We start from the raw sequence: 25,693 nt of genomic DNA, 5'->3' as shown, positions 1-25,693 counted from the left end.
CAAATCTTGAATAGCTTTTATTTTGTACCATAAAGTTGGAAGGAAACCGCAAATGCAATGACCGAAATTACGGTGCCGATCATGAAAATGGTATACGTCCAACGTAAGATCTTATATTTTCGGTTCAAGACCAACCCCAAGTAGTAAAGGTCCTTGGTTAAGCTAGAGTAGATGTAATCCTTGTCCTTGACCAATTCATTAATGGCCCATTCGTACTCCGATAATTTCATTTTGTGGAAATTGCCAAAGAACAGAAGGTTCACTTTTTTGTTTTTCACATCTTCTTTAGTGAATTCCCCACTCGTAACATTTGGCCTAGTGGCCAAAACCGCTAAAATCATAGATGCTACGGAAAAGAAGATGAAAATTACGGTAGGAGTGATCAGGTAGTGGTTAGAAGGATTATCAAGCTTGGGAATTAAGTTCGATAAAGCCATGGAAATTATAATGGCATTCACCGATAAAAGGATATTCGCTTTTGTATCGGCGATGTCACTCAGGGTTAAGTGGTTTTTTAAGGTAACACGAAATAATGTTTGTATGCCCCGATCCGGACTATCACTCTTAAATTTTGCCTTTAGGGCTTCTTTTTTTACTATGGACTTTATTGTTTTATATTCTTTGCTAAGCCTTTTTAGGTTTTTTTCCTTTTTGGGTTGCCAATGCTCTTTGGCATAATCAGTGTAATAATCATGTTCTTTTCCTAAAACCTCAAGGTTTGTTTTTAACCATTCCTTTTGGTTATATTCGGCAATACCTAAAAGGGATAGCTCTTCCCTTAAAAACTCACAGGTGTCCATATAACTGCTCTGTGCAAAATGAGAGGCGTCGGCGTCCCTGATTATTTCTTCAGCAATATTTATAGGTTTGTGTTTCTTTTTCGTAGCTAGGATAATCGAACATATTTTTTTTATGCCCTCTTGGCTATATCCTTGCTTTTCAAGAAATTCCTTGGCAATTACCGTACTGGTTTCTTCATGGTCCTCACTTCCTTTGGTGTATCCAGTATCGTGCAGCCATGCGGCGAGGATTAGATGTTCCGTCTCTTTGTCCTCAAGCTTGAGGGAATCTAGGATTTCTTTAGTACTTTTGACAACCCGTTGGGTATGTGTAAGATTGTGGTACAGAAACTCAGGGGCTAATTTCCGGGTTAATAAATCAGTCGCAAAAGATTTAGTTTTATCGATTATATCCGACATATGTGAGGTTTGATAAAGCCAAATTACAAAATTTACATTTCACTTTATTCATTATGCATAAATATTACCTTTTGATCGCTTTGTTGATGATAGGAAGCAGTTGTGCTACCTATAAACCCAAATATGCAGAAGAAGTGGGTAAGCAAGATGTTAAAGATCAAAAAAAAGTTTCCCATACTTTTTATTTAATAGGAGATGCCGGCAAGTCACCAATGGGCGATATGAACCCGGTACTCAAACTTTTCAAAAAAAGATTGGATCAGGCGGGGAAGAACAGTACGGCGATTTTTTTGGGCGATAATATATACCCTGCGGGAATGCCGGATAAGAAAGACTCCACTGAGGCATACCTTTTGGCCAAAAACCATATTAAAGCCCAGCTGAAAACGCTTGATGGTTTTAAAGGCAATCCTATTTTCATTCCAGGAAACCATGATTGGTACAATGAAGGACTTAAAGGTTTGGAAAGGGAACAAAAGTACATTGAAAAAAAACTGGATAATAAACACGTGTTTTTTCCTGAGGATGGCTGTGCCATTCAAAAAATTGATGTTAGTGACGATGTCGTCGTAATTGCTATTGACACCGAATGGTACCTAGCCAATTGGGATAAAAACCCAACGATGAACGATAATTGTGAAATTAAGGATAGGGAAAAATTCTTTGAGGAATTAGAAGGGCTTATCAAAAAAAATATGGGTAAGACCACACTTATTGCCCTGCATCACCCAATGTCCAGTTATGGACAGCATGGCGGACAGTTTTCCTTAAAAAGTCAATTGTACCCTACAGGAACCAAATTGCCTTTACCGGTAATCGGCACCATTATCAATCTATTGAGAAAAACTACAGGTGCTTCTCCAGAGGATTTGAACAATAAGAACTATCGAGAGCTTAGAAAACGTATTATGACATTGGCGCAATATTCCGAAAAGGTGATTTTGGCTTCGGGTCATGAACATTCCCTTCAATACATTTTTGAGGACAACACACCGCAAATCATTAGTGGTGCTGGGGCCAAGGAAGGTGCAACAAGGTTAATGAACGGTAGTAAGTTCTCAACGGGTAGAATGGGTTATGCGGTACTTGAGGTCTATACCGATGGCTCTTCAGGAATAAGATACTATGGTATTGGGAACAATGGTGAAGAGGAGTTTTTGTTCACAACCGAGGTATTGCCTGCAGAAAAAGAAGATAATACGAAGACGTATCCAAAATCCTTTCCGCCAGAGGTAGAAGCCTCTATATATACTGCAGAAGAAGTGGACAAAAGTAAATTGTTCAAAACCATATGGGGGGAAAGGTATCGTGATTTATACGCGAAAAAAGTTAAGGCTCCCACGGTGGATCTTGATACATTATTCGGAGGATTAAAAGTAATTAGAAAAGGTGGGGGCCACCAATCAAGGTCCCTTAGGCTGGTCAACAAAGAAGGGAAGGAATATGTAATGAGGGCATTACGTAAAAGTGCCGAGATTTATTTACAGGCAATGGCTTTTAAGGAGCAATATGTCGTTGGTGATTTTGATGGTACCGTCACAGAAAGTATTTTGGAGGATTTTTACACCGGATCACATCCGTATGCCTCCTTGACCGTAGGTACTTTATCAGATGCGGTAGGTATTTATCATACCAATCCAAAACTTTATTACATTCCAAAACAAGATGCAATAAAAGATTATACCGATGAATTCGGTGATGAGTTATATATGATAGAGGAACGTACCGATGACGGACATGGTGACCAAAAAAGTTTTGGGTATGCCAATAAAATGGATAGTACGGACGACATGCTTTTAAACCTTCGAAAGGATGAAAAATACAAAGTAGACAAGGAAGCCTATATAAAGGCACGCCTATTCGATATGTTGATCGGGGATTGGGATCGCCATACCGACCAATGGCGATGGGCCCGTTTTAAAAAAATTGAGAAAGGTAAGGTGGTTTATAGGCCGGTACCTAGGGATCGTGACCAAGTATTCTCGATAATGGGCGATGGACCGTTAATGAACTTGATAACCCGCATTGTACCAGGTTTGACCCTGATGGAAGGATTTAATGAGGAAATTCGAAGCGTTAAAGGGTTTAATGGCTCTCCTAAGGCTTACGCTTTGGATATGGTTGTCCTCTCTGAAACTACAAAGGAACAATGGCAACAACAAGCCCTTTTTCTACAAAATAATATTACGGAAGATGTTCTGGATGAGGCTTTCGGGTTTTTCCCCAAGGCCGTACAGGATGAGGGGGTCGATAGAATAAAAAAAGTGTTATTGGCAAGAAAAAGTAACCTGCAGAAAACTGCGGACGAGTACTATGGGCTGTTGAATAAATATGCCATGGTCACAGGTACTGATAAGGATGATTTTTTTACCATTACCCAATTATCGAATGGAAACACCCAAGTTGTAGGGCAGCGTATTATAAAAGGAGACAAAGGGGAAGTTTTTTATAAGAAGGATTTTAATCCTGAAACTACCAAAGAGATATGGGTCTATGGCTTGGATGATGATGACCAGTTTGTAGTACAGGGAAAAAAAGGCAAAATAAAATTGCGATTGGTAGGTGGTCAGAACAATGATGTATATGATATTATTGATAGTCGAGGCGTATATATTTATGACCAGAAGGCCAAGAAGAATACCTTGAAAAATATTGATGGGGCAAAATTGCGTTTGGCAAATGATTATGAGACCAATACGTACCAACCCATTAAATACAAAAAGAGCAATAATATGATAATTCCTTCAATAGGATCAAATCCTGATGATGGTTTTAAGATGGGCTTTACGAATATATATACCTTCAATGGTTTTCAACAGCATCCTTTTACCAGTCAACATACATTCAATGCAGCTTTCTATTTTGCAACAAGTGGTTATGATTTTAGTTATAAGGGAGAGTTTGCCCGTGTTTTTGGCAAGGCCAATTTAGTTTTAGGAGCAAAATTCACAAGTCCGAACTACAGCATTAATTTCTTTGGTTGGGGAAACGAAACCGAGAATTTAGATGATGATCTCGGTAAGGATTTCAACCGTGTAAAACTGAGAACCATTGCATTTACCCCTTCCGTGATTTGGCGAGGTGGTTCTGGATCACAATTTCGCCTTGGGGTAAATTATGAAAGTGTAGAGGTTGAAGAAACCAGTGATAGGTTCATAAATACATTTTATGTTGCCAGTGGTGAGGAGAACCATAAGAATTTCGTCGGGGCAGAAATGCAATATTCTTTTTCGAATTCTGATAATGTTGCATTTCCTACATTAGGGATGTCGACCTCCCTTCTTATGGGGTATAAGACCGGTTTTGAAAATGGCTCACAAGGATTTGGATATCTAGTGCCCAGTCTTTCCTTTGATTATAAGTTGATTCCCAGTGGTAGATTGGTCCTGGCGACAAAATGGAAGGCGCATCTTAATTTAGGAGATGGTTATGAATTTTACCAAGCAGCAAGTATTGGTGGCCTTGATGGTCTTCGTGGTTTTAGAAACCAACGTTTTTCAGGTAAAAGGGCGTTTTATCAAAATACAGACTTAAGATATAGCCTTAAACGAATGAAAACCGGTTTACTTCCATTGAACATGGGTGTTTTCGGAGGTTATGATTACGGACGTGTCTGGACGCCCGAATTTGATTCCGATATTTGGCATACCTCTTACGGTGGTGGGTTTTTCCTAAATGCTGCGGATATATTATCCTTGAACTTTGCTTTGTACGATAGTAAAGATGGCCCCCGTTTTACTTTTGGATTGGGCTTTGGATTTTAGTTCTCAGGCTTAAGGGATAAGCAGGTAGTTTTATAAAAATTAAATTTTAATGGAGTAGAGGTTGCCCCCGGTTTCACCCTGCTTTTCATCTGAAAGTAATAAGGTGTGGTTGTCTAGGAAACTCAAAGATTCAAGTTGGGTGGTAATTCCAAGATTTATGGTTTTTAGGTTACCATTTGAGAAATCATCCCACTTGAAATCAGTGAACAACCAAATATTGCCATACCCCAGTAGTGCGATGGTGCTCCCATCGGGGGAAATGTCCGCAGCGGTTACTCGGCATTTATCCTCGTCCTTACAGGTAATGAATTTACCTATAAATTGGGCCTCATGTTTCCCTGTTATTGCAGGAACTTTGTAAATGGCCGCCTCCCCGTTAAAAGGTTTTGTCCTGTTCTTGGTTATAATAAAAAGGGCTTTTTTATAATAAAAGAAAGCTTCCGCATCAAAATTCATTTCTGCTGCAGAAGGTGGAAATTCTTTTTGGTCAGGATAACTGAATTTGATTTTACCGGCTTCGGTTTTTTTGTTTTTTTCAATATCCGGGTTCGGAATTTTATAGATGGTAAGGTTCTTTCTCTTATTGTTGTTATTTCCGAAATCCCCTATATAAATGTTATTGTCGGAGTCCTTCGTCAAATCTTCCCAATCATGATTGTGGGCATTATCCACTTCCAGTTGACGGAGAATCTTTCCTTCTAGGTCAACTTCATAGATTACATTATTGTTGCCATGATCTTCTATCAACCAGGCCGTTGAATCGTTTAAAGTAGTCATACCCGAATTCTCTTTTAGTTTTTTCGGGAGTTTGGCAACGTATTGTAGTTGGCCATAATTTGAGCAACCCGTAAACAACAAAAGCACGAGCAGTATCCTGGGGAAATTTTGCATTATAATTAATTTGATGCTAAGTCCTTTTCTGTGGTCATCTTTAAATTCGTAAGCAAGAACTGGCTAAGGTCCCGGCCCTGCTTAATACCTACCTCGATAGCCGAACGATAATGTATACCACCGTACATTCTACTGATGGCTGCCTCATTGGCCGCTTGGTTAAATGAGGAAAAACTCCTAATTGGAAGTCCGTACGGTACTTCAGAATCATCGTCAAATGCAAAATCATCGCCAAAAATATCGGTCAAGGCAGAAGCTGCGGCGCCGGAGACGACGCTATGTCCACTGGTATATTCCGGAAAAGGAGGTGTTTGTAATACGGGCTTCCAATTTTCATCTAAATGTTGGTTGATAAGGGTTTCTGGACGAATAAGGTTACTGCGATATTTTTCGGCCCAACAACTTATAAAGGCATCTGCTATTGCCAAGGAAGTTTTGGTGTAGGCATAAACTGTTTTGTCAAAATCACTTTTACTCTTTTTACTGGCGATTTTGGTAATGCCGATCCAATGCGCCCCAGGAGAGATTTTTTTAGTCGCAAACATCAAATGACCACGGGTTACCGAAACATATGGGTTGCAATCCCAGAATTGGGCTATCTTAATTTCCTCGGATTCATCACCCTTTTTGGTTATTTCATTTCCTTTATCGTAGACTTCTTTCAGTTCTTTATAAAAATCGGAGCCCTCTTCCAATGAAAATGCCGGAGGTGGAATGGGTTTGAACTGTTGAGCAGAGTCTATCACAAAAGGACGTATTTTGTCCCAATGGGGCTCTATACCATCCATGTACGCCGGTGGGGTGGGTTGCCATCGTGTCTCGTCATCGGTATCAACCGTGAATTTTGGCATGGTACGGGTTTGGTTGTAATTGTCTTCACTCATCCACTTACCAATATGTTCGGCAACTTCTAAACCATAATCCTTTGATGCTAAAAAGGTGGTTTCGTTTTTTGCACTCCAAACACTATATAGGCTATCCCTAAAGACTTCTAAATCCTGTTCGGAGAAAATCAATCTTTTACTTAGTTCCATATGGGCCACTAATGCAGCTAGTTGATAGTTTATGGGTTTGTTGGCATCAGGTTTGGGAATGGCAGTAAGTTCATTTACCTGGCCTTCCAAAGAAATATACTTTTCATTGTTTAGGGCAATGATTTCATAAGCGGCAACATTCGGGTAGGCAAAAACCCGGCTTGCAACAGGAGGCGAGAAAATATCATGTATCATTATTTCAACGACCTTGTCCACTGCGGTATGAAGCTCTTCTGGGCTTATGACCAATGGCTCTTCCGTTTTTTTATCACTACAGGAAAAAAGAGCGATAATGAGCATCAAGGAAAAAATTTTATTCATTGTTTTTCAATTTTCAATTAGGATCTTTAGTGATATTGAATTTTAATAGTCTAGCAATTTAAAAAAACCCAATGGACTTGATATATAGAAAATGTTAATATTTTGGTCGAACCTTATGGGTAAGTATCTTAAAAATCAATGATAAAGGCAATCCATTTAGAAGGGTTGGGAGATGTTCCCTTTTTAAACCGTGTGGGGTTTTAGTTCCTTCCTATTTCCAAAAGAGGCTGTATAAGGCGACTAGGATGAGCATTACCGCGAACGCACCAATATTGAATATTGGGTTGGTTTTGAACAAAGCCTTTGTCAAAGGAATTCCTTTTTCATCATCTTTACCATTATGTTGAATAAGACTGACCAATATAATGACAAGCATGGTAAAAATCATGGTGTAACCCATTTGATTCATAAAAGGGATGTCTACGAACAAGGCACTTGTTGACCATCCTTTCGGGGCTACTTTAAAGTACATGGCAATCGGAATGGAAACCAATGCGCCGACAATAGCGCCTTTGTTGGTGGTTTTTTTCCAGAAAAGACCTAAAAGGAATACGGCTAGGATACCGGGACTTACAACCCCCGTATATTCTTGTATAAATTGAAAAGCTTGGTCAATACCTCCTAATAATGGGGCCATTATCCCTGCAATCAACAATGCGATACCCGCCGAGATTCTTCCTGTTGTCACCGTTGCCTTATCACTTGCATTTTTATTGATATATTGCCTATAGATATCCATGGTGAAAATAGTGGAAGTAGAGTTGAGCATAGAAGCCAAGGAAGAGACAATGGCGGCTGCCAAGGCTGCAAACGCGATACCCTTTAATCCTGTAGGTAGAAATTGGAGAAGCCACGGGTAGGCCTTATCAGCTTGTTCTAATGAAGGTAGGTTTTGCTGGGCCACATCACCCAAGTGGGCCATTATTTCAGGGTCATTAATGATAACATAGGCGGCAATTCCTGGAATGACCACAATCAAAGGAAGTATCAGTTTTAAAAACGCGGCCAATAAAATACCTTTCTGTGCCTCTTTTAATGATTTTGCAGCAAGGGTACGTTGAATGATATATTGATTGAAACCCCAATAATATAAGTTCGCCACCCAAAGGCCACCTACTAAAACCGCGATGCCCGGTAAGTTTTTGTATTCTGGATGGGATTCGTCCAAAATCATCACAAAACGCTCGGGGGCGGTTTCATAAACTTTTTTAAAACCGGCAATAATCCCTTCCCCGCCAGAAACGGTGTTCAAGGCTAAATACGTTGTGACCAATCCACCGAGAATCAAGAAAACTACTTGGATAACATCCGTCCATGCAACCGCTGAAAGTCCGCCGTAAAGCGAGTAAGCCGCTGCGAAGAGGGCAAGGCCTATAATGCCGTAGAGCATGGGAATGCCCATAATGGTTTCCAGGGCCAATGCCCCTAGATAGAGAACAGATGCAAGGTTCACAAAAACATAAAGGCCTATCCAAAAAACGGCCAATATGGTCTTAAGGTTGGTTGAATATCTTTTTTCGACAAATTCAGGAATGGTGTATAGACCTTTCTCTATGAAGATGGGAAGAAAAAATTTACCTACGATTATGAGGGTCAAGGCCCCCATCCATTCATACGAGGCAATGGCCAGTCCTGACGCAAAACCCGAGCCCGACATACCAATGAACTGTTCTGCGGAGATATTTGCAGCAATCAAAGAGGCTCCAATGGCCCACCAGGGTAAGGATTTACTGGCCAGAAAATAATCCTCCGCATTTTTTTGATGGCCTTTTTTGTCCCTAGAAACCCAAAGGCCCACCCCTAAAATTAAAAATGCGTATACGATAAAAATAAAATAATCCCAAAATCCGAAAGCAGAAGTCATATTGGTTGTGGTTGGTCGTGGTACTTCGTGTATAAAGTTGTACTGTTCTACTAAATTAACCGTTTTTTTAGTATTCTGCCTAAGGTTTATGTTTTAAAAATTTGAATTACATTTTAGGGAAGACCCTACTATTGTTTGATTAACGGTAAAAATACCTCGGTTTTCCATTTTAATGCATCTCCTCCCATATTGGGGTTATTATGGAAAACCTCAACAGGTAGTGCCTCTACTTTTAAATTATTGTCCTGGGCATAATCCAATAAAGCATACCATGCCCTGTCAGAAGTAATGTAATTTCCGTAGTATTCAGCTTTGATAGCTTTTGTTGAAGGGAAGTTCCTGTAGATTAATTCTGGATGTTGTGGTAATGTTTCGGGTCGTACAACAGGATAACAAAAGTTAAATGTAATACTGTCTTTTACTTTATCCCAATTAGTGATTTGTAAAAAGGGTCTGCCATTTAATTTCAGTCCGTTTTTAACAAGAAAACCATCTAACAGCGGAAAGTCTTTCATCATGCCTCTCGCTTTACCAAACTGGGTCGTTGATTGTGTAGTACAAGCGCAATATGTTGATTTGATTTCTTCCTCACCGATTATCTTTACTTTGAATTGGGAAATATGTTCGTTCAATAGTTTATTGAATTCAGTTAAGTTTTTTCTAGTACGCTTTTCAAAATCGGTATCTGAAAATGGTATGGTCAGTTTATTTTTAAAGCTATGTTCAAAATCTTTTGCATATACCTTCACATTTGAAGTAGAATCTGTTTCAGGGATAATATGCCATGTATAAATATGGGTAGAGTCCCCGAATTGAAATCGCTGTCTTAACTCCAGTAAATCTTCTTTTTCATTTTCCAGTAATTCCGAATTTTCATTTGTATTGCTCCATGTCTTGATCATTTGATTAATTGCACCAGGAAATGTTTTTGCTTTGAAATTAACTTGATAATCGTGAGGTTTTACGAACAAATACCAAATACTGCCACCAATGAGGATGATCCCTATATAAAAAATGATTTTCTTCATTTCCTTTTAAGATGTTTTATAATATTGATTTGAATTTATTTTAGGATTTTTCATCTCGAATATTCCTGAATTCCTGTGTTTTTGATCCCAACATTTAATGTCGTTATTGTGGGGTTTTTATGTTTATGGATTTTCTTAGGGAAGGAATTGTCATTGTTTTTGGCAAAATTCATTCCCAAGTCATGGACATCCTTGGATTCTTCGTTAAAAACTGTTCCTTTTTCATTGAAAATGGGGATGGTGGTTTAAGATGGTTAACAGAAACCATAGTATTCGGGAATATTATATTTTAATGGTTTAATGCCATTCATAAATGCTGCTGGTGTTACTATAAACCCCATCAAATCTCTTATGTAAGGTTGTTGTCCTTTTTTAGTGATAAACAACGACTTGCTACTATTGATACAAGCTAAGAATGTTGTTAATTGATCATTTATGTTTTTCATATTTCTATTAATTACTTTGTCAAACCGTATACTTGAACACTGTCATTATTTATGGTTACCATTAAATAATCCCTATTATTCAGGTTTATGATATTGAGATGTCGTACCGATTTCAGGGTTAGGTCCAAGCCAAGATTATCTCCTAATATAATATCATTTTTGCTTTTTACCATGGCTCCGGAAAATGAATCGAATCTGCCATGAAAGGGTTTAACGCCAAAATAGTTACCGGCCAAAAGAGCTTCTTTTTTGCCGTCGTAATCAAAATCGAATATTATCATGGCGGTTATTGGGGAGACTTGTAGCTTGTCCGTAAAGGGGACGAAGGAGTAATTGCCGTTGTTGTTCTCGAGATATCCGGAACGCAATTCATTGACCTCAAGAACTGTTGCTTTACTTAAAGTTTTGCCGTCCCAGATTTCATCAATCGATTTTCCTGCAAAACTATAATAGGTAACAAACTTTTTTCTAAGATACTCCATTTGGGTAGCTAAAGCATCCAGACCTTCAAGAGGATAGTATTTTCCATTTTTCTCTATGGCAACAATAGTTTCGGTACTTCCATTATCATCCATATCATCGTAGTACATTTTCATGGGGGATTTTTCCGAAGCTTTAAATTTACTATTACACCCCCAATTTCCCAGAAGATAATCAATATCGCCATCGTGGTCGATGTCAAAAGGTGCGATACTCTGCCAAAGCCCATTCAATTTCTTGTCTAGTATAGTCACTTGGGTAAGTTCCCCATTCTTGTTTTTGAAAAATTTTGGAGACATCCATTCACCTACTACAATAAGGTCTTTTACCCCATCATTATCAAAGTCGTCCCATACTGCATCGGTAATCATACCAGCATGTTGAAGCTCTGGATTATCGACAATGGTAAAGTTACCTTTGTCATTTTTCAATAAATAGGAATTAGGGATTTTTGCAAAATCATTGGTAATCACTTGATTTCCCACAAAAAGATCTAAATCCCCGTCCCCATCATAATCATAAGGTTTTAATGTAGAAGCGTTCTCAAAATATCCAGGCAATGGTTGAGACTCAAAACCCTCGTTTTTTTGAGTGTAATAACTATCACTCAAAGGTTTCATTTTACCATAAAAATCAGCTCCACCGGTTCCAATAAATAAATCTGGTTTGTGATCCGAATTAAAATCCGCTATAACGGCACTAACATCTTCTTTGATAGAATCCTTAGAGATGTCCGTTATCCTGCTTTCTACATAAGCGGAATCTGTTTGATAATAAATTTTAGAAGAGTGGAACTTGGACCCTCCAAAAAAGAGGTCGTCTTTATGGTCATTGTTTAAATCGCCAATAGCCGTGGCAGGGCCCCGATCGGATAGTTGGTATGGGATTAATTTCTGTCTGTTGAAATCTATGTAGTTATCCTCGATATGGACAAAATCTATACCTAGGTTGTCTTCTATTTTATTGAATAGGGGTTTTACCTTTGGTTTTAAAGAGGCATAATCAAAAGGATCTGTGTTTTCTGGCGTTATTGTGATCGTTTTGTTCAGGCTTACGTTTTTTACCATCTGATAAGACTTGTCTGGCCATATTATTTTCAGTGAATCGACTTTGTTTGTTTTACCATACCCGAAATGGATTATAGGTTCTGAGGAGGCCTGAAATCCCCGAGCGGTATAAAGTTCTTTATATTGTAATTTTCCCTGATGGTATGAAAAGACTTTTGTCCCAATCCCGAACTTATTTGGGTTTTTATAATTGAATTTTATTTTAAGGTAATTTGCATTTTCATTTGTCTTGTTGACATATACCGTAGCAGGGCGATTAATGTTATTGGTTACAATATCGATGTCACCATCCAGGTCCAGATCGCCAATGGCGGCCGCTCCGGAAATTATGGTATCGTTCGTCATCCAATTGGCCGACATATCCTCAAAATGTAGATTTTCATTCCCTTTGAATATATAATTATGTACGGCACCTGAGGGCATCATATCCAATGCTATGGGGTCAACTAATTTTGTATTATTGATTTTACTCCTGATTTGGTCATTGGAGACGAAATTAATATAGTCAAGATCGTTAGGCCGTTTAGGAATGCCGTTGGCAATAAAAATATCTTGTTCACCGTCTTGGTTGTAATCCCCAAACAAGGCACTCCAACTCCAATCTGTAGCTGCCACACCTGACATTAAGGCAATTTCCGTATAGGTACTATGTGGTTGGTTCAAAAATAGCATGTTTCGTTCAAATTGATAGTGATATCCAAAGCGTTCAACCTTCATTTTCTGTATTTGCATATCTGTGCTGTTTTCTGAAGATTTCAATACTTTTTCGTCCTCTGGAAGCATATCCAGTGAAATGATATCTGGCCATCCATCATGATTTATATCACTAACGTCATTACCCATAGAAGACCGGGTAGTATGCCCAAAATACTTCTTTAAGCTTTCAGTGAACGTGCCATCAGTGTTGTTCAGATAATAATAGTCATCTTCTTGAAAATCGTTACCAACATAAATATCAGGAAAGCCATCTTGGTTGAAGTCCGCTACGGCGATACCAAGCCCATAACCATTAATACCACCATAAATACCTGCAATTTCACTGACATCGGTGAACTTGCCATTATCATTGCGAAGGAGCTTGTCACCGGCTTGAAAGTTTCTTTTAAGGCGTATGTTTGAGTTTCCGAAAGATTCTTGGGTGTGTATCGCATGGTTAAGTAAGTATATATCCAAATCACCATCCATGTCATAATCAAGAAAAGCTGCGGAAGAACTGTAGGTGTCATAATCGAGACCATATTTTGATGCACTTTCGGTGAAGGTCTCGTTGCCATTATTTATATAAAGTTCATTATGGCCATTGAATCCTTTAATACCCACAACCGCACAAACATAAATATCCAATAATCCATCACCATTAACATCGCCCATTATAGCCCCAGTGTTCCATGTACTATTTCCATCTACCCCGGCAGACTGGGAAATATCCTCAAATTGCAGGTTTCCTTTATTTAGGTACAATTTATTTTTCACTTGGTTACCTGTGAAGAATATATCGGGAAGTTCATCCCCGTTGATATCCCCAATGGTAACACCGCCACCATTATAGAAATATAAATAATCCAAAATATTCAGATCCTCTGTTTCGGTCAGGTCATTCGTGAAAGTAATGCCGGTTTGTTGCTTGTCGGGAGTATTGAATAATGTCCCTTCTTTATCGGTACATCCTACGAAAAGTAACAAGATTACAACTATTCTAAATAAGGAATTATTCATTCAGGGTAAAGATTTTGGGTTTACTATCATTTATAGCAGCAATTAGGAAGATTTTACCTTTTTTATCCTTGAATTGCTTTATATGTTTTATTTCCTCCCGAACGAATAATCCGCTCATGTCGTAGTCTTGCCATTCAAAATTTAAATGGCCATCGCCTAATAGGATACTGCCATAATTGGCATCCAATCTGGAATATTGTGGTTTAAACTCAAAGTTGTTGCCTCCCAATATTAAATCTAAATTACCATCATTATTGACGTCTGTACATGTTATACCGCAAACGCAGGAAAGTTGTACCCTATACGGGAGTTCGATAATCGTAAATTTGCCCCCACCATCATTCACGGCGATTACGGATTCGGAAATAGAAGATAATTTTACGATTGAATTTTCAATTATTTCATTTGAGAACAATTCGTTGATAGTTTTGGCCGCATATTCCGATGCCTTTAAGTTCTGCTTCTTTAACAATGTTATTTGCTGGGTCAATTCTTTTTTCTGATGAATGGGGTAATCCTTACCATCGATGTTTTGCGTTACGATCTGCTCGATGGTTCCATTATTGTCAAAATCGTTGATCCACATTTTCATTGGATTTTGAAAAGAAGGTCTGTAGTGCAGGTTATTTCCTTGGTTGCCTAGAATCAGATCTTGGTCGCCATCACCGTCTAGATCTTCGGTTTCAATAACATTCCACATTCCATAAAGGCTATCCAATGAAGTCTTTAATAGGGACAAGCGTCGACCTGAGTTTTTATAGATTCTAGGGGTTCCCCATTCTGAAACGGTTATAAGGTCTTTTATGGTATCTCCGTCAATATCGGCCCATGAAGCATCTGTAATCATTCCGGCATCCTTTAAGTCATACGCCAATCTTTCTGAAGCATCAGTAAAGGTGCCATCGCCATTGTTTTCCAAGAAAAGATGATTGGGGTCAACCCCATATGTTCCTACAACACTTCTTGAGCCAATAAACACATCAATATCTCCATCAGCATCAAAATCGAATGGATTTATTGTCGATATGTTCTTAAATGTAGAGGGAAGTGTTTGCGTTGATTTTTCAAAAACACCGTTGCCCTTGTTTATATACAGCCTGGTACGATAGGTTTGTTCTTCGCCAACTTGATTGCCACCGGACCCGATCATTAAATCCATATCATTATCCCCATCTACGTCAAAGAAAGCAGCAGCAGTATCTTCATACGAGGAATCGGATGATATGGCGGGTTGCTTACTGGGTTTTAATCTTCCGTCACCAGAATGTTTGTATACGACACCTGGAAGGCCTTTGGCACCTCCTATGAAAACGTCTTCATTTCCATCCCCGTCAACATCGGCAACGGCTAGTGAGGGGCCTTCTTGTGAGAGTAACTTATTGATTAGGCCTTCATTGTCGAAGTCGCGGTAATTGTTTTCCTTATGGGTAACCAAGGGTGTATTTGACAGTTCCTTTATTAGAGGTTTGGTGTTTTTTTCCTTTATTGGAGTATACTTTCCGGTAGCTTCTGAAATTTTTAGATTAAGGGTTTGATTCGTATTTATCGAAAGTAATTTTTGTGTACTGTCATCTGGCCAAATAACCCTGATGGAGTCCAATACCGAAATACTTCCTAAACCTATGGTCATTCCATAATCCATTGAGGATTGAAATCCTCTAAATGGATGTAGTTCTTGAATAAATACCTTATCATCAGAATAGAGCAGAACTGAAGTGCCGACGGCAAATTTATTTTTGTCTGACCCTTCAAAGTGAATTTTTAAATATTTGTTCTTTAGCTTTTCATTTGTTTTGTTCTCATATATAAATGCTTGCATATTAACATTGTTGATTACAATATCGAGGTCCCCATCATTATCAAGGTCCCCATAAGCCGCTCCGTTGGACATGCTGGGTATTTCAAAACCCCAATCGGAATTGGCATTGGTAAACGTAATATCACCATTGTTTTTATATGCGTAATTTGGTTGGGGTCTAATGGGCATTTTATTGATAATGGAATCTATTGATTCCTCTTTACCGGTCAATACCATCTTTTGAATAATTTTATTCGCAAAAAAATCAATAAAATCCAAGTCGGTAAGATCGTGATTAATGCCATTGGTAATATAAATATCCCGCAATCCATCATTGTCCATATCGAACAACAATCCTGCCCAACTCCAATCAGTGGCATCAATGCCACTATAATAGGCCACCTCTGAAAACGAACCATTTCCATTATTCAATTGAAGGGTATTTTGTATGTATTGCTGATAAAAATCCTTGCTCTGCTTTAACTTATAAACATTGTATCCTTCGAACTCCATCACGGCCTTTACGCGTTTGTCCGCTTCTGGCAACATATCCGTAATGAAAATCTCAACATTGCCATCATTATTGATATCAGCCATGTCCACACCCATTGCCGACAATGATAAATGGGAGGTCCATTCCTTGATTTCTTCCCTGAATGTCCCATCTTGATTGTTTATGTATAGATAATCCCTTTCATAAAAATCGTTGGATACATAAATGTCAGGGTATAGGTCTTTGTTCAGGTCGGTTATGACAACTCCCAGTCCAAACCCAATAAGGCTGCCATAAATCCCTGCTTTTTCACTGACATCAACGAATTTACCATCGTCATTTCTTAATAGCATGTCACCAACACCTTTAAAAATATCGGGTACGCCTTCCCAATCCTGTGCCCTAACCTCGCGTTGTTCTGCATATCCCAAGCTGCTGACCGGAATATTGCTATTATTCAGGATATATGCATCAAGGTCCCCATCTTTGTCGTAATCAAAAAAAGTGGCATGTGTTGAAAAACCTGTTTTGGCTAAGTTGTATTCATTGGCTTTTTCAGTAAATGTCAAGTCCCCATTGTTGATGTAAAGGTCATTATCATGGTTATTACCTTTCATGTTTCCCGCATTACTGACGTAAATATCCAAAAGGCCATCTTGATTAATGTCGACCATGGCGACACCCGTAGACCATGGTTTATTGCCTACGACACCTGCTGCCAATGAGATATCCTCAAATTTAAGATTGCCTTTATTCAGATATAGTTTGTTGTCTCCCATATTGGCGGTCATGTAAATGTCTACGAGACCATCATTATTGATATCGCCAATTGCAACTCCGCCCCCGTTATAAAAATTGCGATATTTGAAGATGTTGAAGTCTTTCTGGTTTTTCACTTCATTTATAAAATCAATTCCAGTTTTTTCAGAGGAAAGTAATGAGAATAGTGTATCGTCCTTGCTATCCTGACCTAGATCCATTTTTTCCTTGGTGTTACAAGAAACATATAAAAAAAGCAATATTAAGGGAGTTATTACTTTAATGATTTTTTGTTTTGTCATGTTTGTTATTTGCGCTTTTTAAATAAATGGTTTTGATGTTCAAAGGTGTTTTGATGACCATTAATAATATTTACTTTAAAGATATTGAAGTTTTTTCATAGGGTCCGATTTCATCAAAATCATGAACTGAAATTTAATGAATTCTTATTTTAGGCATTACGTAAATTTACTGTGATTAAGGTTTTTATCCTACTTGTAAAGACCTTAATTTTATGTAAAATCCCAATATTCAAGTCAAAGAACCTACAAGGTGTTACGGTGTTAGAATCCGATACATGCCTTGTTAAATAAAAAATTAGGAGTAATTGTATTTTGGTTTTGTTAAAAGGGCGATTAAATGTTCATGCATTATACTAAGGTAGTGCAATCAGGTCTTTTTTTATCATCTTTCAAACAATCCAAGATCAAAGATCCTGCGCTATAAGACATCAATCGATGCTATGGGTTTATGAAGGAATCACTGGTTTCACATTATAAGAAATCTGTTCCGGTAAGATGGCCACTAGCAAAAAAAACCCTAACGAGAAACGTCAGGGTTTTTTTATTGTTTAGGATAGATATTAATACCCTGGGTTTTGTACCAAGTTTGGATTGGCTAACACGTCCGAATTCGGTATGGGAAATATCTGTAAATGAGAATCACCTGCATCTTTTAAGTTCCATGCCCTTATAAATTGACCAAATCTAATTAGATCTTGTCTTCTTGCCAATTCTTGATACAATTCCCTACCTCTTTCTGCCAACAATTCTGTTTCACCAACTGAAATCAAATCTTCAGCTCCTCGTATACTTCTTAGGCTGTTGATCATTGTTGTGGGGTCATCTCCCATTCTGAACATAGCCTCTGCTTTCATTAAATAAGCGTCGGCATACCTATACTTAATAACGTGTCTTCTTCTATCCCCTCCCTCTTCATTAGGGTGATACTTTAACATTCTTGTTCCAGCTGTTTCCAACACGGCATTATCTGTAGGGCCTGAATATTCTGCTTTTTCAACTTCTTTGGTAAATACCAAAGGCACACTACCAACTTCTGCTCTGGCGTTTAGTGGCGTTCCGTCTTGTTCATATTGCTGACCGATCAAGAAGCCGTAACCGATACCTAGGTTGTCTGCATTGGCCGTAGTGGCATCCGGTACCCATCCTCTTCTTTCTTCTTGCCCGTCACCTACATAATTTGTATCGGGATCCCCTTCAAATGATTGATAGAATTCTGAAAGCGTGGCAAAACCATTCCAACCACCACCGTCATTACCGGGGGCGTTTTGACTATAATGTAAGGTAGACCACATTCTTTCCCCAGCGTCACTAGGGGACCACCAAATTGTTTCAACATCATTACTTGGTCTAAAAATATCAAAGAAATCTCCAGAAGCAGCTAAGGAATAGCCATCAGCGGAAATTTCATCTACAGCACTTATTACCGCTTGCATATCTGAAGTAGCTGGCTCCTCACCTAAATATACATGTTTGTTTAAATAAACCTTTGCTAATAAATGTCTGGCAGCAGCTTTAGTAGGGGATGACTTTAGACCAATAGCATCCCCAGCAGTTACAGCAGGTAGGTCGGCAATGGCCGCATTTAGGTCTGCAACAATATAATCTATGGCAGCTTGCCCTGTTAGCACTTCTGGAACGGCACTGTTTGGTAGGTCAACATCCCTTAAGGGTACTTGCCTCCACATATCTAAAATCCAATTCATGGCCCAAGCCCTGTAAAATCTGGCTTCTGCTTTTAATTCGGAAACCTCTCCACTGGCTGTATTTACACTTTTGTCGTTTATAACACGAGTAGCATTGATGGTGATACTATTTAACTGTTGCCAAGCATTGATAATATCGGAAAGTTCTGCATTCCATGTATGTTGATGTATAGCCAACCATCTACCATTGTCTCCCCAATCTGTTCCACGAGTGGCTACTAAGTATTCATCTGAAGAAACCTCGTTCAGTCCAAAAAGACCTCCGGAATTTGCCAAGTCACCCCCAGCAACTATGTTGGAAATATTCGCAACTTCACCTTCAATATTGGCAACCCCTGCAAAACCATCGCTAATCAACGAGTCTGTTGCTTCTATTTCCAAATCTGTACAAGAAAAAATCAAGACAATTGGAAGCGTTAGACACAAATAATTTACTATTTTTTTCATAATTATATTTTATGTTTTTTAAAAGGTAACGTTAAATCCAAAACTAATAGTTCTTGGTCTTGGATAGGATAGATAATCTATTGAAGCGGATGGTAATCCATTTGCTGGGATGTCCGAAGTACTGACCTCTGGATCGAGTCCACTGTAATCCGTAATCAAAAATAGATTCTGTCCAATGGCACTAAAACGCATACTTTTGAACAATCCGTCTCCGCTTAATGGAACGTTGTAAGAAATCGACGCCGTTTGTAGTCTTACGAAGTCCCCTTTTTCCAAGAAGAATGTACTTGGGTTCGTTGCAGATAATGTAATCCCGTTATCGACAACACTTTTTAGATTATTCCTACTTCCAATCTGTGGCGATGCAAAAAGTGCATTGGCTGTATTATTGTAGACATAAAAGCCAAATTGACCTGAAAAAAACAAGGAAGCATCCCAGTTTTTGTAATTTACACTAGTAGATAAACCACTTATAACTTTGGGGAGTCCTGATTTATCCAGTATTGTAGGATTAGCGTCTACATTGTAGTTTTCGTCGACTAAACGTAAGTTGTACGTATATAAGGGTTTGCCGTTAGTCAAGATTTGGGAAGTACTACCTGAAAGACCTTGGCCATATAAATTACCGGCCTGTAGGTTTGGTCCATTGTAATCCTGAAGTTCATTTTGGTTATACGAGATGTTGAAATTGGTGTTCCATGTAAAATTTTCTTTACGTACAATGTCATAATCCAGCCCCAATTCAATTCCTTGGTTAAGAATGGTTCCATCAACATTTTGGAATACGAAAGGTGAAGTGGCTGGTTGTACAGCGGGTAAATTCAAAAGGATATCCGTAGTTTCTTTTCTATAAACATCGATATTACCTGTAAATCTGTCATTTCCGAAACCAAAATCAATACCTAAGCCGTATTGTGCGGTCTCTTCCCATTTAAGATCAGGATTGGCAAAAGCGACCTCGGAAGTAGCGGGTGATGATAATTGTGATCCTGCATCAATACCTAGCGCATCCCATCTTGTCCTATTTACAAAATTACCATAACCAAGTCCGTCTTGGTTACCGGTTATACCCCAACTTAATCTTAGTTTTAAAGTGGAGAAAACTTCTTCATTTACAAAATCTTCCTGATTTAGTTTCCAAGCAAATGCTGCTGATGGAAAATATCCATATTGGTTATTGCCACCAAATTTTGAAGAGCCATCTGCCCTAAAAGTTGCCGTAAACAAGTATTTGTCATAAAGGGTGTAATTCAATCTACCAAAGAAAGACTGTAACTCGTCGGTATAATCAAAAGTGTCTACAGAAAAAGCGTTAATAGGAATGTTAGGTAAATTTCCGGTACTCTGATTAATGTCAGGGAAAAGACCTAATATTCTAAATTGATCTCCTGCATCCGGTTCGTCCTGAAAGGTTCCTATGCCATAGCCCTGATAGTTGCTAGCAAGATTTCGGGTGGCATTATATGTTTGCTCTGTAGTACTGACGATACCGTTTAAATCAGATGTGTTATAGCCTTGTCCAAGAATATTTTGACCTTTTCTATTGAAGTCTTGAAATGAATAACCTACAAGTGCTTCCAAATGGGAATTGTCATATTTTTTATTGTAGTTCACAGTGATTTCCATCAAATTATTTTGGGTGTCCAAATTACTGACCGATGCCCTTCCGTTATCTTGCGCACCATTATCCAAAGCTAAAATTTGAGGTCCTGCAACCTGACCTCTAGTAGATTCTGATGTGTCAATCCCTAAATTTAATTTAGCGGAAAGCTCGTCTGTAAAGGAATAATCTAAAGATAAATTTCCAAGAAATCTGTCGGTATGGGTATTGTCATCGTAATAGGCCAAAAGGTTCGCTGGGTTTCTATCCGGTGCGGCACTTGAATTTGGATCAGCATTCCTAGTAGGATTGGAGTAATAGGTGGCAGCTAATAAATCGCCAGTACTTCCAGAAGTTCTACTTATAAAAGGTGCCTTATCATTAATTCTTGAAACCGTTGTTTGAAGACCAACTTTTAACTTATCATTTAAAAATCTCTGATTCCAATTGACCCTACCCGTAATACGTTCTAAATCTGTATTTTCAATAATACCAAATTGTTTAGAATAACCGAATGTGGCCCTTATGTTTCCAGATCCGTAATTTCTGGAATAAGACAAGTTATTGTCTGTTGACGCGCTAGTCCTAAATAAATAGTCTTGCCAATCAGTTGAGCCACCTAGGTTGGCACCACCTCTGGCAACAAATTCCTCAGAGGTTAACAGGTCATAGCGGTCTGCGGACTTGGAAATATTCAGGGTGCTCGAAAAGCCCCATTGTCCATCTGTTCCGCCGCCTTTTCCGGATTTTGTGGTAATAACTACTACACCATTAGCCCCTCTAGAACCATAAATGGCGGTAGCAGAGGCATCTTTTAAAATACTCATACTTTCAATATCGCTTGGATTCAGGAAGTTTAATGGGTTTTTAGCACCACCAGAACCAACGCCGACATCAGCAGCAGAAGCAGATACACTTTCATTGGAGACAGGAACCCCATCGATTACGAATAATGGGCTGTTGTTGCCTCGCACTGATCCAGTACCCCTGATTCTTAAGGCGATACCTGCACCAGGTTCACCACTTGACTGGGATATCTGGACTCCTGATGTTTTTCCTTGAATCAACTGTTCGGGCGAGGATATGACCCCTTGATTGAAATCTTTAGAGGTAACCGAGGAAACGGAGCCGGTTGCATCTTTAACCGTTGTAGTTCCGTAACCGATTATTATTACCTCTTCCAATGCCTGGGCATCTTCAGTTAGCGTAACAGCGATATTGGTTTTACCGTTAACGGCTATTTCTGTAGTACTGAACCCTACATAGCTAATTACCAGTGTGGCATTTTCACCAACATTAATGGTAAAATTGCCATCGAAATCGGTTTGCGTTCCATTGGTTGTCCCTTTTTCGACAACACTTGCTCCCGGTAAGGGACCATTGGCATCGGAAACAGTTCCCGATACCTCTTGAGCTTGTGCCCATCCAAAGCATAAAAATGCCCCGATAAGCAAGAAGCTTCGTAGTAATGAAATCTTCATAAAGAATTGATTTAAGTTGAGTTAATTTTGTTCTAGTATCTAAAAATATATAAATAAATGTTAAAAAATAGGCCTGTTGGCATCTAAATACAACGAAAACGTTTGCGTGTTAATAACTTAATTGAAATAGGAAATAATAAATATCAATTTACAATAATTATTAATAACATATATATTATACTAAAAAAATATTGAAATGGTAATTATGTTAATCTGAAGTAGATTTTTTTTAGGTCGGTTTTTGTTTCTCTTTATCCTAAAAAAATCTTAATTTTAAAAAGAAGGATCAAGACCTTTAAATGCAGTGGTAAAACTTAAATTAAGCACCACATCATGAAAACTAAGATTACATTAAAACACATTGCCCGGGAGTTGGAGGTTTCTATCTCAACAGTTTCAAAAGCTCTAAAAAACAGTAGTGAAATTAGCGCCGATACGATAGAAAAGGTGCAGGCATTCGCCAAACTTTATAATTACAGGCCGAACAATCTTGCGATAAGCCTTAAGAGTAGGCGTACCAATAATATAGGGGTGATCATACCCGATATTGTACATTATTTTTTTACTACGGTTTTCAGGGGTATTGAGCATTACTCCAAAGAAAGGGGATATAATGTTATTGCCTGCGTTTCGGATGAGTCCCTTGAAAAGGAAGTTATAAATATGGAGCTTTTGGCAAATGGCAGTGTTGATGGTTTTATTATGGCCTTATCGGCAGAAACACAAAAAAAGAACCATTTTGATCATTTAAGTCAAGTGAGGGATTATGGGATTCCGTTCGTTCTTTTTGATCGCGTTACCGATGAGATAGAATGTGATAAAGTTTTGATCAATGATCAAGAAGCGGCTTTTTTGGCAGTGAAAAAGTTCATTGAAAATGGTAGAAAAAAAATAGCCTTGATTACTACTGAAGATTATTTCAGTGTTAGTAAGGGTCGAGAATCAGGATATAGACAGGCACTGGAAACCTTCGGGTTGCCCGTTGATGAAAAATTAATTTTAAGATTACCATTTACCGATTTGGATAATGGTAAGGTAGACGAATTTTTTAACACTCATGGGATTGATGCGGTTATTTGTGTAAATGAGATTTTCGCTGTCCATTGCATGAACCTAGTACAACAAAAAGGGGTTAAGGTACCTGAAGAAATGGAATTCATCGGATTCACGGATGGCATTCTGTCCAAATATGCCAAACCTGGTCTTACTTCAATGGCACAGCACGGATTTAAGATGGGACAAGTTGCTGCAAAAATGCTGATTCACAGGATAGAAAACACACAGGATGAAGAGGAGGAACCATACCGTACAGAGATTATTAAGTCTACGATTATAGAACGGGAGTCCACCATAAATGGAATTACCGTTCTATAATCAAACTTTTGACTGAATATTTTATTCGATCTCTATAATCAATGAACCCATTGCTTTTACCGATATTTTTTTTGCCGCTGTGAATTCCTTACCGGATAATATATCCTTTCCAGTCAATTGGTCGCCAAGAATTTCTTTGTATGGTTTAAGGTCCAGTTCCATGTCTTTGGTATTCTTATTCAGGACGACCATGATTTTTTCTTTGTCGTCATAACGGAACATGACATAGATTTCATCCTGATTTTTCGGAGCAAAGTGCATTAATTTGCCATGATGTACCAAAGTTGAATTCTTTCTCCAGTTCATCAGTTTTTTTACGAACTCTTGGGCTTCTTTCTCCTTAGCCGATAGGCCTTTTCCGGTAAAGGCATTTATCTTGTCGTTTTTCCATCCCCCGGGAAAATCAGATCGAATGATTCCATGATCCTCTGTTCCTGGGTTTTTCATTAATATTTCAGTTCCGTAGTAAATTTGAGGTATACCACGAACGGTAGCGATATAGGTTAATGCCAATTTGTATTTATCAAAATCCTCGTTCAATTGGGTGTAGATCCTGCTCATATCATGATTGTCAGGGAAAATTACCAGATTATTGGGGTCGGGGTATAAATAATCCTGTCCTAGGGTTTCATAAAGATCGGTCCATGAGGATGCCCAGGTTTTCTCTTTGTTCAACGAAGTGACTAAGGCATTTTGCAATGGAAAATCCATAAGACTTTTTAAATATGACGTATATCCATTTTTGTTTTCCTTTCCCTTTTGCCAATACGAGACAATGGTTGGTCGCGTTACCCATTCTTCGCCAACGATATTAAAATTGGGGTATTCATCCATCACCGCTTTGGTCCAATCACTCATAAAATACATATCGGGATAGGGATAGGTGTCCATTCGAATACCGGAAATACCAGAATACTCAATCCACCATAGGGTGTTTTGTATCAGGTATTTGGCCATGGATTCGTTGCGTTGGTTCAAATCGGGCATGCTAGGTACGAACCACCCGTCGAAGAATTGCTTGTAGTCTATTTTTGAGGCATAGGGATCCAGGATCACTGTTTTTTTGTGGTTGGTCTCGGTATATTCGGGCCATTGGTTGATCCAATCCTCTGATGGTAGGTCTTGCATCCACCAATGGTCTAATCCACAATGGTTGGCAATCATATCCATAATGACCTTCATGCCTTTGTCGCTGGCTTCCTTACACAATGATTTAAATGATTCATTACTGCCATACCTTGGATCTACTTTGTAAAAATCGGTGGTGGAATAACCATGGTAACTATAGGTATGCATGTCGTTTTCCAGAATTGGATTGATCCAAATAGCAGTAAAACCTAGGTCTTTGATGTAGTCCAAACTATTTACGATGCCTTGTACATCACCGCCATGTCTTCCTCCCTTAAAGGTTCTATCCGCTTTTTCCTTGAGTCCGTCGACAGTATCGTTACCAGTATCACCATTTACAAATCTATCAGGTGTGATCAGGTAAATAGCATCTGAGGTATTGAAACCTGCCACTCTTTTGCTTTCCGGGTCTCTTTTCAATAATGGGTAGGAGTGAATAACGGGTTCGGTTCCATTTTTAGTGAAACGGAGAGTAAGGTTTCCAGGTAGCGTACGCTCATCGATTTTCAAATCTATAAACAGGTAATTTTCGTTCGGGACTTGTTTGATCTGTTTTAAGGTTACCCCTTCGTAGGTATCCAGGGAAACGGAATAGGAAGCGATATCCTGTCCGTAGACCATTAATTCTACCTCATTGTATTGCATTCCAATCCACCAGTTGGGTGGCTCAACGCGATTTATAGGTTGCTGCCCGTAGCTCGTTGAACTTTGTAGTAGAACTACTGTTAGTATAAATAGAATCCTTTTCATTTGGTCCGATTTTAACTGATTTGATGATGTATTGAATATTTTAAACCT

General features: G+C 38.6%; 13 protein-coding genes. 2 read left to right on the top strand and 11 right to left on the bottom strand.

What is annotated here, in order from left to right:
* Positions 1-17: 17 nt before the first annotated feature.
* Positions 18-1,199 carry a Pycsar system effector family protein gene (locus tag GJ691_RS01310; RefSeq protein WP_154362974.1) on the bottom strand — a complete coding sequence of 394 codons (1,182 nt, stop codon included), beginning with the start codon at positions 1,197-1,199 and terminating at the stop codon, positions 18-20.
* A 53-nt stretch (positions 1,200-1,252) separates the two neighbouring features.
* Between GJ691_RS01310 and GJ691_RS01305 the strand changes: the two genes are divergently transcribed.
* Positions 1,253-4,963: a metallophosphoesterase gene (locus GJ691_RS01305; protein WP_179954990.1), complete on the top strand. Its 3,711-nt coding sequence runs from the start codon at positions 1,253-1,255 to the stop codon at positions 4,961-4,963.
* A 39-nt stretch (positions 4,964-5,002) separates the two neighbouring features.
* Here GJ691_RS01305 and GJ691_RS01300 read toward each other — a convergent pair whose 3' ends face one another.
* From GJ691_RS01300 to GJ691_RS01260, 9 genes are all read right to left on the bottom strand, one after another.
* A complete protein-coding gene (locus GJ691_RS01300; protein WP_154362972.1) occupies positions 5,003-5,854 on the bottom strand; it encodes a hypothetical protein in 852 nt (283 codons plus the stop codon).
* A gap of 5 nt (positions 5,855-5,859) precedes the next feature.
* Complete coding sequence (locus tag GJ691_RS01295; protein ID WP_154362971.1) at positions 5,860-7,209, bottom strand: vanadium-dependent haloperoxidase; 1,350 nt, start codon at positions 7,207-7,209, stop codon at positions 5,860-5,862.
* Between the two features lie 211 nt (positions 7,210-7,420).
* Complete coding sequence (locus tag GJ691_RS01290; protein ID WP_154362969.1) at positions 7,421-9,073, bottom strand: sodium/sugar symporter; 1,653 nt, start codon at positions 9,071-9,073, stop codon at positions 7,421-7,423.
* A gap of 128 nt (positions 9,074-9,201) precedes the next feature.
* Positions 9,202-10,101 carry a GyrI-like domain-containing protein gene (locus GJ691_RS01285; RefSeq protein WP_154362967.1) on the bottom strand — a complete coding sequence of 300 codons (900 nt, stop codon included), beginning with the start codon at positions 10,099-10,101 and terminating at the stop codon, positions 9,202-9,204.
* Positions 10,102-10,355: 254 nt separating this feature from the next.
* Positions 10,356-10,547, bottom strand: a complete 192-nt coding sequence (locus GJ691_RS01280; protein WP_154362966.1) for a hypothetical protein — start codon at positions 10,545-10,547, stop codon at positions 10,356-10,358.
* An 11-nt stretch (positions 10,548-10,558) separates the two neighbouring features.
* The gene (locus tag GJ691_RS01275; RefSeq protein ID WP_154362964.1) at positions 10,559-13,810 is read right to left on the bottom strand and encodes a VCBS repeat-containing protein; all 3,252 of its coding nucleotides are present in this window, start codon (positions 13,808-13,810) and stop codon (positions 10,559-10,561) included.
* The gene (locus GJ691_RS01270) at positions 13,803-17,162 is read right to left on the bottom strand and encodes a VCBS repeat-containing protein (protein WP_154362961.1); all 3,360 of its coding nucleotides are present in this window, start codon (positions 17,160-17,162) and stop codon (positions 13,803-13,805) included. Before GJ691_RS01270 ends, GJ691_RS01275 begins: the two co-directional genes overlap by 8 nt.
* Positions 17,163-17,722: 560 nt before the next feature.
* Complete coding sequence (locus tag GJ691_RS01265; RefSeq protein ID WP_154362959.1) at positions 17,723-19,312, bottom strand: RagB/SusD family nutrient uptake outer membrane protein; 1,590 nt, start codon at positions 19,310-19,312, stop codon at positions 17,723-17,725.
* 18 nt (positions 19,313-19,330) lie between these two features.
* Positions 19,331-22,393 carry a SusC/RagA family TonB-linked outer membrane protein gene (locus GJ691_RS01260; protein ID WP_154362957.1) on the bottom strand — a complete coding sequence of 1,021 codons (3,063 nt, stop codon included), beginning with the start codon at positions 22,391-22,393 and terminating at the stop codon, positions 19,331-19,333.
* A gap of 333 nt (positions 22,394-22,726) precedes the next feature.
* Between GJ691_RS01260 and GJ691_RS01255 the strand changes: the two genes are divergently transcribed.
* A complete protein-coding gene (locus GJ691_RS01255) occupies positions 22,727-23,767 on the top strand; it encodes a LacI family DNA-binding transcriptional regulator (RefSeq protein ID WP_154362955.1) in 1,041 nt (346 codons plus the stop codon).
* A 21-nt stretch (positions 23,768-23,788) separates the two neighbouring features.
* Here GJ691_RS01255 and GJ691_RS01250 read toward each other — a convergent pair whose 3' ends face one another.
* A complete protein-coding gene (locus GJ691_RS01250) occupies positions 23,789-25,645 on the bottom strand; it encodes a glycoside hydrolase family 13 protein (protein WP_154362953.1) in 1,857 nt (618 codons plus the stop codon).
* Positions 25,646-25,693 lie beyond the last annotated feature (48 nt).

The organism is Maribacter luteus (assembly GCF_009674825.1).
GTDB lineage: Bacteria > Bacteroidota > Bacteroidia > Flavobacteriales > Flavobacteriaceae > Maribacter_A > Maribacter_A luteus.
Note: the sequence above shows the minus strand (reverse complement) of the source record. Positions and strands in the feature narration are given on the sequence as shown.